Source organism: Archangium violaceum (genome assembly GCF_016859125.1).
In the GTDB taxonomy this organism is placed as follows: Bacteria; Myxococcota; Myxococcia; order Myxococcales; family Myxococcaceae; genus Archangium; species Archangium violaceum_A.
The window spans coordinates 11,247,426-11,261,621 of the sequence record NZ_CP069338.1; the positions used below are offsets into that span (position 1 = coordinate 11,247,426).

The following is a 14,196-nucleotide window of genomic DNA, read 5'->3' on the forward strand; positions in this document are numbered from 1 at the left end:
ATGCGATCCGCTCTCCTCGCACTCGCCCTCTGCCTCGTCTCCCTCCCCGCCGCGGCCCAGCCCGAGGTCTTCTTCGGCTCCGGCAACGACGTCCCCAACATCAAGGAGGAGGACTTCGACCGCCGCTTCCTCAAGACCGGCATCAACCAGGCCCTCGTCCAGGGGACGAAGGATCCGAACTGCGCCCAGCTCCTCGGGGGGCTGCTCACGCTGCTCGGAGAGACCGCGCCCCTGCTCCACAAGCGCGACGAGAACTTCTACCTGGACCCCCTGCTCGTCGAGGCGCTCAACACGCAGCTCAGCACCCCGCGCTTCCAGGCCAACGTGTACCTGGTGGCCATGGTGCGGCGCGTGCTGATCGACCGCAAGCTCTCCCCCAAATGGTTCCAGACGGCGGCCGCCCTCGGGCCCGTGGTGCTCACCATCGACGTGGGCAAGCTGCGCTTCCTCTCCGAGGGACTGCAGCCCATCGACAGCTTCTTCCTCACCCTGCCCGCCCTGCGTGACCGCTACGAGATCGAGGTCCGCCGCGCCAACGCCACCGCCGCCCGCTCCGCCGAGAAGATGTTCCGCGAGAGCTACCTCGACCGGCAGGTGGCCTTCGGGGGCCTGGAGCTGATCGATCTGAGCGTGGAGCAGCCGAAAAAGAAGAAGAAGAAGTCCAAGAAGCGCGGGAGCGAGCCCCTCGAGGAGGCGCCCGAGGTGCCCACGGCCGTGGCCCGGATGGTGTGGTACCCGCCCGATCCCAACGCCGGAGAGATCAACGTCTTCGGCACGCCCAAGAAGCGCCCCGTGGTCAACATCACCGCGCGGCTCGCGCCCCAGCAGTACCTGGATCTGAGCCGCATCCCCAAGGGCACCCAGTTGATGGTCCGCGGACGCTTCTGGGGCTTCAAGAAGGCGGTGGAGGAGGTGGAGCTGCGCGACGCGCTCATCTTCCAGGACCGCAACTGGTCCCAGGGCAACGTCCTGGTGGATCCCAACGCCGTCGCCCGCTGCCCGCTCGCCGTCAACGACTTGATGGGCGTCGCCCCCGCGCAGTCGGGAGCCTTCGGACAGCCCGGCCGCTAGTCACGCGCTACCCGGCGATGGCCGGGGACGCGCTCCGGGCCGCCGACCGGGCCGCGGCGGTCCGCCACATCCAGGGCGCCGTCACGAGCTGGAAGAGACCCAACGTGCCGTTCAGGTAGATCCACTGGTGGTGCAGGTAGCGCGCCTGGAGCCACCACTGAACCATCAGCTCGAGGTTCATCACGAACACCAGCGAGGTGACCGCCACCATGAGCGCGATGCCCGCCTGGCGCCGCACCAGCAGCAGCACCACCGTCAGCGGATTGAAGAACGCGAACGACGTCGAGATGACGTTCCACACGAATGGGAGGGTGGTGCCGGGCGCCGGCCCCGTCGTGCGCGCCAGCGGCTGGTTCATCACCAGGTCGACGATGTGAACGAACCCGCCGAAGCTGAAGCAGACGCAGTAGATGACGAGGAAGATGATCTCGGTGCGACGCGAGAGCGTCCGGGGGGACTGGGGGCTGGAGTCGGTGGTCATGAGGGGGAAAACAGTACTCGCAGGCCCGCGTCCGAGTCATCGGCCCCAGGCGTCCCACTCACGAGCCGATCGTCCACGGACGGAGAGCCCGTCCCGAGCCCCCGCCGACGAGCGCCCCCTGGCATGAGCCGTGCTCCCCCTCGGGTTCCACCCAGCGCCGAGAGGGACCATGAAGGTCGACGGTCATAACGAGGCAGCGCCGGCCCGGCCGGCATCGGACAAGAAACGCTTCCAGGAAGCGCTGAAGAAGACCCCCCCGAATGCGGTGAAGACCCCGGCTCGAGGAGGACCAACCCCCCGCACCTCCCTGGCCCCCACACGCGCCGCCACTGCAACCGTGGCCACCAACGGGCTGGCGCGGACGCCACGACAGGGCGCCTTCGCCAGCGCCGAGCACCTCGGACAGGTCCGACAGGGACTGAATGTCGAGGCCCACCGACTCCGGGAAGTGCGCGGGGAGGCCCAGCAGGCAAACCAGGAGCAGGTGCGACAGCGCGTGACCGACCTCATCGCCCGGGAGCTCACCCGTGAACCGAGCGCCGAGCCGGTGGCTCCACACGCCCCCCTGCCATCACCCACCCAGGAAACCCGACCCACCACGCCTCCCCTGGAGGCGGCTGCCCTCTCCGGAGCAACGGGCCCGGGTGGAGCCAGCGCCGGGGCCGTGGAGACCCAGAGCTCCGAGGCCCGCGTCCAGGCCACCCTGGAGCTCATCGAGAAGATCGACGTGTTCGTGAAGTCGCAGCGGCCCGCGCTGGCGATGCGGCTGGGGGGTTCCCTGGACGCCACCGTGGAGGTGGAACGCACGGGTGAGCGCGAGGTGGCCCTGCGCATCCAGGGGCGCCGTGGGCCCCTCCCCCAGAAGGAGCTGGCACGCATCCGTGGCGCCCTGGCCGAACGGGGCCTGAAGCTCAGTGCCTTCCACTCCTCTTGAGAGGGGAACTCCGGGCAGGAAAAAGGCCCTGCCGTCTTTCGACGGGGGGCCTTGGAACGACCTTGGGACTCGGGGATGAGCGGCCTACTTGCCGGGCTTGGCCTCGAGCAGGCTCCGCTTGCCCTTCTTGTCCTTGAAGCTGTCGGCGTCGGGCAGGGCCGCCTTCTTCTCCGCGATGTTCGGCCACTGCGTGGCGAACTGCGCGTTCAGCGCCTTGTACTCGCCATACTCGGAGGGCAGATCCGACTCGGGGAAGATCGCCTTGGTCGGGCAGACCGGCTCACACGCACCGCAGTCGATGCACTCGTCCGGGTGGATGACCAGGAAGTTGGCGCCCTCGTAGAAGCAGTTGACCGGGCAGACCTCGACACAGTCGGTGTACTTGCACTTGATGCAAGGCTCGGTGACCACGTAAGCCATTGAAATCTCCTCTTGGACTGAGTCCGTGCCCGCGCACACTAATGGGTTGTCGCGGGGGTGGCACTCCCTAAATTAAGCACCCCCCTTCGCCTCACCCCAGAAGGCCCTGGGCACGCATCAGTTCGGCTACCAGGATGGCTCCCTTGGCCGCTCCCATCTTCGTATTGTGGGAGACGAGCAGGTACTTGAAGCCGTTCTCCAGGACGCCGTCCTCGCGCACCCGGCCCACCGTGGTGGCCATGCCCGCGTGGGTGTCGCGATCCAGGCGCGGCTGCGGGCGGAACGGATCATCCAACACCTCGATCCACCGCGGCGGAGCCGACGGCAGGTCGCGCGACACGTCAGCGCCCCGCCACTCGCGCATCGCCGCCACCACCTCCTGCACGGAGGCCTTGCGCCCGAGCGACACGAAGACGGACTCGGTGTGCCCCTCCATCACCGCCACGCGGGTGCAGGTGCAGGACACCCGGACGTCATGCGGAGCGATGGCCGAGCCCCCGGCCCGCAGCGCGCCGAGGATCTTCTTCGTCTCCACCTGGACCTTCTCCTCCTCCTTGGGAATGTAGGGGATGACGTTGTCCAGGATGTCCAGGCCGATGACGCCAGGCGAGCGGCCCGCGCCGGACATGGCCTGCATCGAGGTCATCATCACCGCCTTGACGCCGAAGTGCTCGGCCAGCGGGGCCAGGGTGATGGCCAGACCCGTGGTGGTGCAGTTGGGGATGGGGACGATGAAGCCCTTCCAGCCGCGGCGCTTCTGCTGCTCGCGCACCAGCGGCGAGTGGGCGGCGTTCACCGGGGGAATGAGCAGCGGCACGTCCTCCTCGTAGCGGAAGGCGCTGGCCGCGGAGAACACGGGGATGTCCCGCGCGAGCCGGGGCTCCATGTCCTTGGCCACGTCCGACTCCACCGCCGAGAAGGCGATGTCGTAGTCCTTCGCCTGGACCTCCTCGCCGCTCACCACCTTCATCTTCGCGATCGACTCCGGCATCGCCTCGGGGACGAACCAGGCGGTCATCCCGTTGGCCGTGCGCAGCGCCTCCGCGTAGGCCTTGCCCGCCGAGCGCGGCGAGGCCGCCAGCCCGGTGAGCTCGATGTAGGGGTGATCCTTCAGCGCGGCGATGAACTGCTGGCCGGCAAGTCCAGTGGCACCAATGAGGACGGCGCGAAGCTTGGCCATGACGTGTGACTCCCTTTCAGTAGGGGTCGTGGGGATGGCGCGTCCTTTACACCCTTTGGCGCCGGACTTCTACGCACCGCGGCGCAGGTAGACACTCCGGGACTCAGCACATCCCACTCGCCGAAGTGCCCGAAATGTGGCTCTCGGTCGGCAACCCATGGGTGATCCACCCCTGGAGGCCACCTTCCAGACAGATGGCGTTGAACCCCCGCTGTTGAAGCAGGCGGCAGGCCCGGCGCGAGTCCGAGCCGTCCGGAGAACACCCACACACCACGATGAGCTCGTCATCGGGAAGTGCCGCCGCGTCCCGTAGGATTTCCTCGAAGGGCATCCACAGGGCTCCAGGGATGTGCAGGCCGAAGCGCTCCCAATCCGCGGGATCACGGCAGTCGAGCACGAGCACTTCCTCGTCTCCGAGCCGTACGTAGAGCTCGGTACAAGGTATTCGGGGATCCACCACCCGGGACCTCCTGATGCGGTGTCTGTACCGCAGAACGAGGAGCACACCCATCCCCTTCCCAACGGCCCGCCTGTCCGCCTGGACAGGGCCCTCCTCTGGACAGCGCTGTCCTAGAGGCCGAGCTGCCGGGCGATGATCTCGTTCATGATCTCGCTGGTCCCCCCACCAATGGGGCCCAGGCGCGCGTCCCGCCAGTGTCGCTGGATGTCGTACTCCATCATGTATCCGGCGCCGCCGTGGAGCTGGAGACACGCGTCGGCCACCCGGCAGGCCGTCTCGGTGGCCACCTTCTTGGCCATGGACGTCTGGGCAATGGCGTACTCGCCCCCCACGTGCAGGCGCAGCGCGTGGTAGGTGAGCTGACGCGCCGCCTCGAAGTCGGTGGCCAGCTCGGCGATCTTGTGCCGCACCACCTGGAACTCGTGGAGCGCCTGGCCGAACGCCCGCCGATCCCTCACGTGGGCCATGACGACCTCCAGCATCTCCTCCATGGCCCCGAGCGCCCCCAGGGCGAGTGACAGGCGCTCCCACTGGAAGTTGCCCATGATCTGATAGAAGCCCTGCCCCTCCACCCCACCCAGGAGGTTGGCCGCGGGCACCCGACAGTCGTCGAAGAAGAGCTCCCCGGTGTCCGAGGCCCGCCACCCGAGCTTCTTCAGCTTCCGCCCCACGGAGAAGCCGGGGGTGCCCTTCTCCACCACCAGCAGGGACAGACCCTTGTGCCCGGCCTCGGGGTTCGTCTTCACCGCCAGCACCACGAAGTCCGCCCTGACCCCATTGGTGATGTAGGTCTTCGAGCCGTTGACGACGTAGCTGTCGCCATCGCGGCGGGCGGTGGTGAGCAGGCCGGCCACGTCCGAGCCCCCATTGGGCTCCGTGATGCCGAGCGCGCCGATCTTCTCCCCCCGGATGGCCGGGGCGAGGAAGCGCCGCTTCTGGTCCTCGGTGCCGAACTTGTGCAGGGGGCCGGTGGCGATGGTGTGCTGGGCCCCCAATCCGGCGGCGACTCCTCCCGAGCCGCAGCGCCCCATCTCCTCGAGCAGCACCGCCTCGTACAGCTCCCCGGCGTTGGAGCCCCCATACGCCTCCGGGTACTTGAGGCCCAGGAAGCCCAGCTCGCCAAAGCGGGTGAAGAGCTCCCGGGGGAACTCCTCCTTCTCCTCCCACTCGCTGGCGAAGGGCTTCAGCTCCTTGTCCACCACCGCCCGGACCGTGCGGCGGAAGGCCTCGTGCTCCTCCAGGTACAGCCCGTAACCGTGCAGCATCGTGACGTACCTCCGGTGGCTGGACCGCTCGCCCCCGATGCTACCGGACACGGACGAGCAGACTCCCCTCTCTACTGTCTTGACCCGGCTGTTTCGGGTTCATATAAGGCCGTACACGCTTCTCGCGGCGCCATAGCCAAGTGGTAAGGCAAAGGTCTGCAAAACCTTCATTCCCCGGTTCGAATCCGGGTGGCGCCTCACAGTAAGGCCCGATGTGGACTCCGGTTCACATCGGGCCTTCGTGTTTCCGGGGTCCGGGAGCGTAGCGGGAAGTGGCCTTGCCGTCCTCGGAAGGCCGGGGAGATGCTCGCCGCCCCACCCTCCCTGGAGTCCGCTCCTGAGCATTTCTTCCCGTCGACTGGTGTCGTCCCTCCTGTCCCTGTCCCTCCTCGGCTCACCGGCCCTGGCCGCGGAGTCGTCCAAGGCCGCGGTGAAGTCCTCGGAAGCCACTCGGGCCGAGGCGGCTCGGCTGACCTCCGCCTTCCTCGGGGACACGCCGCTGCTGCGCGACCTGCAGTCCCTCGTCGACGAGGTGGGCGGTAGGGCGACGGGCTCGCCGGCCAACCTGCGCTCGGTGGACTGGGCGCTCGCGCGCTTCCGTGAGGCCGGCGTCGAGGCTCGCAAGGAGGCCTTCCAGATGCCGGGCCTGTGGCTGGAGCGCTCGGCGTCCGCCAGCGTGCGCGGCGCCGGGGTGGACTACTCGCCGCGCATCGCGGCCATGCCCTTCTCCACCGCGACCCCCAGAGGCGGGATGACGGCTCCGCTACTCGATGCCGGCAAGGGGACGGAGAAGGACTTCCAAGCACTCGGACAGAAGGCGAAGGGCGCGTTCCTGCTCGTGGACACGGCGGAGCTGAAGGACGTGGACGGCCTGTTCCGCGAGTACGCCGAGGCCGCTGAAATCGAGCAGCGGGCCTTCGCGGCCGGAGTGGCGGGCGTGGTGTACGTGGGCTCGCGGCCCAACAACCTGCTGTACCGGCACAACGTGTCCGTGGGCCTGCGCAACACGCGGCCCATGATGGTGATGGAGCGGGACGGCGCCCTGCGCGCCCAGCGCCTGCTTCGCGCGGGCAAGACGCTGACCCTCACGGCCGACATCGACATTCAGTCCGGGCCCGCCTACGAGAGCTACAACGTCATCGGGGAGATTCGTGGCAGCACGCGCCCGGACGAGGTGGTGGTGCTCGGCGCGCACCTGGACTCGTGGGACCTGGGCACGGGCGCGCTGGACAACGGGGCCAACGTGGTGGCGCTCATCGATGTGGCCCGGCAGATGAAGCGGCTGGGCATCAAACCGGCGCGCACCCTGCGCTTCGCCCTGTGGAACGGCGAGGAGCAGGGCATGTACGGCTCCGCAGGCTACACGCAATCGCACGAGGCCGAGCTGGACAAGCACGTGATGGCAGCCTCATTCGACATCGGCTGCGGGCGCATCACCGGCTTCTTCACGGGCGGACGCCCCGAGCTGCCTCCCCTGGTGGACCGCGCGCTCGAGCCGGTGAAGGGACTGGGCCCCTTCACGCAGGTGGACGTGCCGCTCGTGGGTACGGACAACTTCGACTTCATGCTGCACGGCGTACCCAACCTGGTGGCCAACCAGGAGCCCGCGCTCTACGGTCCGAACTACCACGCACGCTCGGACGAGCTGGACAAGTGCGACCCGCAGCAGCTGCGGCTCAATACCGCCATCACGGCGGCGATCGCGTATGGCTTCGCGCAGATGGACGCGAAGCTGCCGCGCCAATCACGTGCTCAAGTGGAGGAACTGGTGCGCACCACGGACCTGGGCCAGCAGCTGAAGAGCTCCGGCCAATACGACGACTGGATGTCTGGGAAGCGCGGACGAAAGGGGAACACCCGCGCGGGCCCCGCGACCCGCTGACGCCAAGCCGCCACCGACCGGACGGAGGCTCCCGAATCCGGCGGCTTCGGGATTGCTCTGTGTGAGAGGCATGCTGAAATCTCCACGCATGGTCCCTCGCCGTCCCTCCGATCCCGAGTCCACCGAGCCGAACGACCCGTCCGTCGAGGCGGCCTTCCAAGCAGCTCCCCCCGAGATGGTGGCGGAGATTCTCAACGGCGAGCTGCACCTCAGCCCTCGCCCGGATCGCCCGCACACCAACGCGGCGTCGCGCCTGGGCGCTCTCCTCTCGATGCCCTTCTTGTTCGGCAAAGGGGGACCGGGCGGATGGGTCATCCTCGATGAGCCCGAGTTCCACCTCGGTTCCCGGCCGGACAAGCTTGTGCCAGACATCGCCGGGTGGAGACGCGAGCGCCTGCCTTTGGCTATCGGCGGAGACGATGCCCCGGCGTACTACGACCTCGCCCCAGATTGGGTGTGCGAGGTGCTCTCCGAGCGCACGCGGCGCATCGACAAGGTCGAGAAGATGCGCATCTACGCTCGGGAGGGAGTGCGGAACGTGTGGCACGTGGACCCGGTCGCCCGCACGCTCGACATCTTCCGGGGAGCGGGACGTCACTGGTTGCTCGTCGATTCCTTCGCCGGAGACGAGCGCGTCCACGCCGAGCCTTCGAGGCCGTCGAGCTCGAACTGGCGCTCGTCTGGTCCGAGTAGCCCGGACTCAACAGGCGCAGCCGGGTCCCTTATGGCAGACCTTGCTGCACGAGATGCACGAGTCCCCGCAGGGACAGCCTTTCTTGCACACCTTGCAGCAGGTCCGTGCTGGGGCGGAGCTGGGGGAATCTGACGAAGAGGCCTCGTCAGACTCATCCACGCTCCAGCCTGTGTCTCGTGGAGCCTGCGTGGAGGCTGGCACTACCGTCGGGTCCGCCGAGGACTGCTCGGGTTGACTCTGGACCTGGGCCTCTTGCGAGGGGGCCTGCTTGACGACCTCGTTCGCGCAGCGCCGAAGATCCTCAGGTGTTGGCGCCTCGTCCTTCCCTTTCTGCTTGTGTCGCAGGCGCAAGGCGTCCGCCGCGCACGTGCAATACCGCAGGCGATTGTCGTCCTGAAGGCTCGGGTTGGACTTCTTGACCTTCTCGGAGCAGGAGAGGACGAAGGTCAGCACCTCCTCGCTCGACAGCTCCTTCGGCTCGAAGAGGTTCGGAGTGTCGGCGGAGGCGGTGAGCGACAGGCACAGCACTGCAATCAGCACGTGACGGGACATGAGGGCCCTCGGGCGGATGTAGCGCAGGCTACACCACGCCCGGAAGCGCAACGTCATGGCCCCCTGCCGCACGGGAGGAAGCTCGGTGTGTCCTGAGCGGAACCAGGACACGCCGTTCAATCAGCCCAGCGCGGCGCGTGCGTTGCGGAACATCCGCATCCAGGGGCCATCCTCGCCCCACTCCGGCGGGCACCACGAGTACTGCACGCTCCGGCTCACGCGCTCCGGGTGTGGCATCATGATGGTGACTCGCCCGTCCCTCGACGTCATGCCCGCGATTCCGTGCGGCGAGCCGTTCGGATTCGCCGGGTACGTCTCCGTCACCCGCCCGTGGTTGTCCACGAAGCGCGCCGTCACCAGGCCCAGCCCGTTCACCCGCGCCCCTTCCTCGGGGCTCGTGAACTCCGCCCGTCCCTCGCCGTGCGACGACGCGATGAGGATCCGGCTGCCCTCCATGCCCTTGAAGAACAGCGACGGGCTCTCCGCCACCTCCACCTGCACCAGCCGCGCCTCGAACTGCTCCGAGGCGTTGCGCACGAAGTGTGGGAAGTGCTCGGCCCCCGGGATGAGGTCGCGCAACTGCGACATCATCTGGCAGCCGTTGCAGACGCCCAGGGCGAACGTGCCCGAGCGAGCGAAGAAGGCGGCGAACTCGTCACGCGCCCTCGCGTTGAACAGGATTGAGCGCGCCCAGCCTCCACCCGCGCCCAGCACGTCGCCGTACGAGAAGCCTCCGCAGGCCGCGACGCCCGTGAAGTCCTTCAGCGACACCCGCCCCGACAGGATGTCGCTCATGTGCACATCCACCGCGTTGAAGCCCGCGCGGATGAACGCTCGCGCCATCTCGAGCTGGCTGTTCACCCCCTGCTCTCGCAGGATGACCACCCGGGGCTTCACGCCCTTCGCGATGTACGGCGCCGCCACGTCCTCCTTCGGATCGAACGTGAGCCGGGGCGACAGGCCAGGGTCGCTCGGGTCGCACTTCGCGGCGTACTCCTCCTCGGCGCAGCGAGGGTTGTCGCGCAGCTTCTGCATCTCGTAGCTGACGCGGGACCACAGCTTGCGCAGTGCCATCGTGTCCTCCTCCAGGAGGACCTTCGCGCCGTGGCGCACCTGAACCGTCAGGGCCGCCTGGGGCCGGCCGAGCTCGTGGTACGCCGAGCCCAGTCCGTGCCGCGTCAGCACCGCGCGCACGCGCTGGAGGTTCTCCACACGTACCTGCAGTACCGCGCCCAGCTCCTCGTTGAAGAGCGCCGCGACCGCATCCGAGCCCAGCGCCGCCACGTCCACCTCGAAGCCGCAGTGGCCCGCGAAGGCCATCTCCACCAGCGAGGTCAGCAGGCCTCCGTCGGAGCGGTCATGGTAGGCCAGGACCAGGCCCTCCTCGTTGAGCGCCTGCATCGCGGCGAAGAAGCCCTTCAGCGTCTCGGGGTTCTCCACGTCCGGGCACTGCTGGCCCACCTGCGACCAGGTCTGCGCCAGCACCGAGCCGCCCAGCCGCTGCCTGCCGTCCGCCAGGTCCACGAACACCAGCCGCGTGTCCGAGTCCGGCTCGCGAATCTGCGGCGTGAGGGACCTGCGCACGTCGAGCACCGGCGCGAAGGCCGACACGATGAGCGACAGCGGCGCCGTCACCGCCTTGCGCGCCCCCTTCTCCTCCCACACCGTGCGCATGGACATGGAGTCCTTGCCCACCGGAATGGTGAGGCCCAGCGCCGGGCACAGCTCCATGCCCACCGCCTTCACCGCGGCGTACAGGTTGGCGTCCTCGCCCGGGCTGCCGGCGGCGGCCATCCAGTTGGCCGACAGCTTCACGTCGCCCAGCTTGCCGATCCGCGCCGAGGCGATGTTCGTGATGGACTCCGCCACCGCCATGCGCGCCGAGGCCGCCGCGTCGATGAGCGCCACCGGCGTGCGCTCGCCCATGGCCATGGCCTCGCCCGTGTAGCCCGCGTGCGCCGACAGCGTCACCGCGCAGTCCGCCACCGGCACCTGCCACGGGCCCACCATCTGGTCCCTCGCCGTCAGGCCCGACACCGTCCGGTCACCGATCGTGATGAGGAAGCCCTTGTCCGCCACCGTCGGGTGCTCGAGCACCCGCCCCAGCAGCTCCTTCACCGGAGCCTCCAGCGTCAGCTCGGCGTGCGCCAGCCGGCGAGACTTCACGTCCCGGTGCATCCGCGGCGGCTTGCCGAACAGCACGTCCATCGGGATGTCGATGGGCGCGTTGCCGAACTGCCGGTCCGTCAGCTTCAGCACCTGCTCCTCGGTGGCCTCGCCGAGCACCGCGAACGGCGCCCGCTCGCGCTCGCACAGCGCCGTGAAGCGCGGCAGGTCCTCCGGCGCGATGGCCAGCACGTAGCGCTCCTGCGCCTCGTTGCACCAGATCTCCACCGGCGCCATGCCCGGCTCGGCGTTGGGCACCTCGCGCAGCTCGAAGCGTCCACCCAGGTTGTTGTCGTGGATGAGCTCCGGCACCGCGTTGGACAGGCCGCCCGCCCCCACGTCATGGATGGAGCGGATGGGGTTGGCCTCGCCCTGCTCCCAGCACCGGTCGATGACCTCCTGGCAGCGCCGCTCCATCTCCGGGTTGTCCCGCTGCACCGAGGCGAAGTCGAGATCCGCCGCGCTCGCGCCCTGCGTCATCGAGGACGCCGCGCCGCCGCCCAGGCCGATCAGCATCGCCGGGCCGCCCAGCACGACGATCTTGTCCCCCGGCTTCAGCGTGCCCTTCTGCACGTGCGGCGCCCGGATGTTGCCGAGTCCTCCGGCGATCATGATCGGCTTGTGATAGCCGCGGACCTCCACGCCCTCGGGCGTGGGCACCTGCATCTCGAAGCTGCGGAAGTAGCCGCACAGGTTGGGCCGGCCGAACTCGTTGTTGAAGGCGGCGCCACCCAGCGGGCCGTCGATCATGATGTCGAGCGCGGACACGATGCGCTCGGGCTTGCCGTAGGGCTGCTCCCAGGGCCGCTCGTAGCCGGGGATGCGCAGGTTCGAGACGGAGAACCCCGTCAGGCCCGCCTTGGGCTTCGCGCCCCGGCCCGTGGCGCCCTCGTCCCGAATCTCACCGCCCGCGCCCGTGGAGGCTCCCGGGTGCGGCGAGATGGCCGTGGGATGGTTGTGCGTCTCCACCTTCATCAGGATGTGCGCGGGCTCGCGGTGGAAGCGGTACTCGCCGTTGGCCGCGTCCGGGAAGAGGCGATCGACCTCGAAGCCCTCCATCACCGCCGCGTTGTCCTTGTACGCCGACAGCACGCCTTCCTTGTTCGCCGCGTAGGTGTTCTTGATGGACTGGAAGAGCGAGCGCTCCTGCTTCTCCCCGTCGATCGTCCACGACGCGTTGAAGATCTTGTGCCGGCAGTGCTCGCTGTTGGCCTGCGCGAACATCATCAGCTCGACGTCGGTGGGGTTGCGCTTCAGCTCGGTGAAGCGCGCCACCAGGTAGTCGATCTCGTCCTCGGCCAGGGCCAGGCCCAGCTCGCGGTTGGCGGAGACGAGCGCGGCCCGGCCTCCGCCCAGCACGTCCACCGTGGTGAGCGACCGGGGCGTGTGCCCGGCGAAGAGGATGGCGGCGTCCTCCTCGCGGCCCACCACCGCCTGCGTCATCCGGTCGTGCAGCACCGGCTGCACCCGGGCGAGCTGCGCGGCACCCAGCGCCTTGCCTGCCTCATCGGCGACCCAATAGGCGATGCCACGCTCGGCCCGCCGCACGCCGCGCAGGCCGCAGTTCTGGAAGATGTCCGTGCCCTTCGACGACCAGGGAGAAATGGTACCGGGGCGCGGGATGACGAGCTGCAGGCTTCCGCGGGGCTCCTTCCGGGCCAGCCTTGGGCCGTACTCCAGCAGCCTGTCCATCAGGGCCCGCTCGGGCTCCGAGAGGGCGGTCGCGACATCGATGAAGTGCACGAACTCCGCGTAGACGGAGGCCACGGCGGGCTCCAGCTCGCGGCAGCGAGCGAGCAGCTTGGCCAGACGGAACTCGGAGAGGGCGGGGGCGCCACGCAGGGTGAGCATGGAATCTCTGGGAGAGGGGTCCTGAAATGTGCGGCCGTCTTATAACCACAGCCTCCCCCCCGCATCCGAAGAGATCGTGATGGATGGCCCTCCCAGGGCCGGTCGGGACGTGACTTCCGAGAAAATGAGGGCGGCCCTCCCCCGCTCCCCGGTGCTCCAACCGGGCGGGAAAGGGCCTCCTGTACGGCCGGACGAGGTGCCCTTCTGACTCAGTGGCGCCGGAGGTTACCGCTGCCGTCGAGGCTCACGTCACGAATCGTGGCGCCGCCCCACAGATCCACATTGCCGGAGCCCGAGATCCGCACCGACACGGACTCGGAAACGGTCGCGCTCAGATTGCCGGAGCCGGACACGTCCAGCTCCGCCTGCTCGCTGGTGAGCCCCTGGGCCTCGATGTTCCCGCTGGACTCCACCCGAGCCACGAATCGCGGCGCCGAGCCGGAGAGGCTCATGTTCCCCGAGCCATCGTTGGAGGACTCCAGGCTCTTCGCGGAGCCGTCATAGGTGAGATCTCCGGAGCCATCGGACTCCAGGGTCACGCTCTCGAGCACCTGCTCCGCCGGGGTGCAGAGCGTCATGTCGCCGGAGCCAGACAGGCTCGCGGTGAGACTGGACGCCGGCCCACAGTAGCGCACGTCGCCAGAGCCCTCGAGCTCGAGGGTGAGCGCGTTGGATTGGGTCACGCTCTCGACGAGGAGATCTCCGGAGCCATCGTTCATCGCGCCGAGGAAGCGCGGCAGCAGCACCACAACCCGGCCCTCGCCCGAGAACGAGAGGTTGTAGGTGTTGTCGATGACGAGCGTTTCCCCGGAGACGCGGGTGGTGATGTACCGGTGCAGGTTCTCGTCGAGCGTGACGTTCACGGACCCGGTGTCGGCCTCGCGCACCAACACGTCCAGCGGACTGTGATTTTCCACCCGGGTGAAGCCGGTGAGGTCACGCGACACCGTGACCTTATGGCCATCCCCCTGCTCTCCGATCAGACCGCAGGCCGGCAGGAACAGCAGCGCCGCCACACCCACACAGAGGCTCTTCCACATGTGCTGACTCCCCATGAAAGGACGCCAGCCCACCAGGCGGCGCCGAAAGGTCATGCCGCCTGGAACACCGCCTCCCAGCGAAACTGTCACCCTCCCAGTGTGTTTTCCGACGCGCTTCCTCCGGGCCCGGATGTGATTGAATGCCGCGGGTTTCCGCATGGCCGGACGCCGCTGGCCCGGCACCGGCGGGGGAGTCTCGA

At 68.6% G+C, this 14,196-nt stretch carries 11 protein-coding genes, 1 tRNA gene and 1 pseudogene; 5 read left to right on the forward strand and 8 right to left on the reverse strand.

Annotation, left to right across the window (positions count from 1 at the left end; translation table 11 throughout):
* Window positions 1–1,071: a hypothetical protein gene (locus JQX13_RS47585; RefSeq protein WP_203406005.1), complete on the forward strand. Its 1,071-nt coding sequence runs from the start codon at window positions 1–3 to the stop codon at window positions 1,069–1,071.
* Window positions 1,072–1,078: 7 nt separating this feature from the next.
* Here the strand turns inward: JQX13_RS47585 and JQX13_RS47590 are convergent, their stop codons facing one another.
* The gene (locus JQX13_RS47590) at window positions 1,079–1,552 is read right to left on the reverse strand and encodes a hypothetical protein (RefSeq protein ID WP_203406006.1); all 474 of its coding nucleotides are present in this window, start codon (window positions 1,550–1,552) and stop codon (window positions 1,079–1,081) included.
* A 169-nt stretch (window positions 1,553–1,721) separates the two neighbouring features.
* Here JQX13_RS47590 and JQX13_RS47595 point away from each other — a divergent pair, with 169 nt between their 5' ends.
* Window positions 1,722–2,486, forward strand: coding sequence for a hypothetical protein (locus JQX13_RS47595; protein ID WP_203406007.1), 765 nt, complete (start codon window positions 1,722–1,724; stop codon window positions 2,484–2,486).
* Window positions 2,487–2,570: 84 nt separating this feature from the next.
* Here JQX13_RS47595 and fdxA read toward each other — a convergent pair whose 3' ends face one another.
* From fdxA to JQX13_RS47615, 4 genes are all read right to left on the reverse strand, one after another.
* Window positions 2,571–2,906: a ferredoxin FdxA gene (fdxA, locus tag JQX13_RS47600; protein ID WP_203406008.1), complete on the reverse strand. Its 336-nt coding sequence runs from the start codon at window positions 2,904–2,906 to the stop codon at window positions 2,571–2,573.
* 91 nt (window positions 2,907–2,997) lie between these two features.
* Window positions 2,998–4,086 (reverse strand): aspartate-semialdehyde dehydrogenase, encoded by a 1,089-nt coding sequence (asd, locus tag JQX13_RS47605; protein ID WP_203406009.1) that lies wholly within the window; start codon window positions 4,084–4,086, stop codon window positions 2,998–3,000.
* 103 nt (window positions 4,087–4,189) lie between these two features.
* On the reverse strand, window positions 4,190–4,543 hold the full coding sequence (locus tag JQX13_RS47610; protein ID WP_203406010.1) for a rhodanese-like domain-containing protein: 354 nt from the start codon (window positions 4,541–4,543) through the stop codon (window positions 4,190–4,192).
* Between the two features lie 113 nt (window positions 4,544–4,656).
* On the reverse strand, window positions 4,657–5,811 hold the full coding sequence (locus JQX13_RS47615; RefSeq protein ID WP_203412541.1) for an acyl-CoA dehydrogenase family protein: 1,155 nt from the start codon (window positions 5,809–5,811) through the stop codon (window positions 4,657–4,659).
* A 126-nt stretch (window positions 5,812–5,937) separates the two neighbouring features.
* Between JQX13_RS47615 and JQX13_RS47620 the strand changes: the two genes are divergently transcribed.
* The 3 genes and pseudogenes from JQX13_RS47620 to JQX13_RS47630 all read left to right on the forward strand — a co-directional run.
* Window positions 5,938–6,009 (forward strand) — tRNA-Cys (locus JQX13_RS47620).
* Between the two features lie 163 nt (window positions 6,010–6,172).
* On the forward strand, window positions 6,173–7,693 hold the full coding sequence (locus JQX13_RS47625) for a M20/M25/M40 family metallo-hydrolase (RefSeq protein WP_239014299.1): 1,521 nt from the start codon (window positions 6,173–6,175) through the stop codon (window positions 7,691–7,693).
* A 175-nt stretch (window positions 7,694–7,868) separates the two neighbouring features.
* A pseudogene (locus JQX13_RS47630) lies at window positions 7,869–8,285 on the forward strand (Uma2 family endonuclease); the annotation flags it as partial.
* Window positions 8,286–8,393: 108 nt separating this feature from the next.
* Here JQX13_RS47630 and JQX13_RS47635 read toward each other — a convergent pair.
* The 3 genes from JQX13_RS47635 to JQX13_RS47645 form a co-directional block, all read right to left on the reverse strand.
* The gene (locus JQX13_RS47635; RefSeq protein ID WP_203406011.1) at window positions 8,394–8,996 is read right to left on the reverse strand and encodes a hypothetical protein; all 603 of its coding nucleotides are present in this window, start codon (window positions 8,994–8,996) and stop codon (window positions 8,394–8,396) included.
* A 63-nt stretch (window positions 8,997–9,059) separates the two neighbouring features.
* Window positions 9,060–12,956 (reverse strand): phosphoribosylformylglycinamidine synthase, encoded by a 3,897-nt coding sequence (gene purL / locus JQX13_RS47640; RefSeq protein WP_203406012.1) that lies wholly within the window; start codon window positions 12,954–12,956, stop codon window positions 9,060–9,062.
* 209 nt (window positions 12,957–13,165) lie between these two features.
* Entirely contained in the window at window positions 13,166–13,996 is an 831-nt protein-coding gene (locus tag JQX13_RS47645; protein WP_203406013.1) for a head GIN domain-containing protein, read from the reverse strand.
* Between the last annotated feature and the right edge of the window lie 200 nt (window positions 13,997–14,196).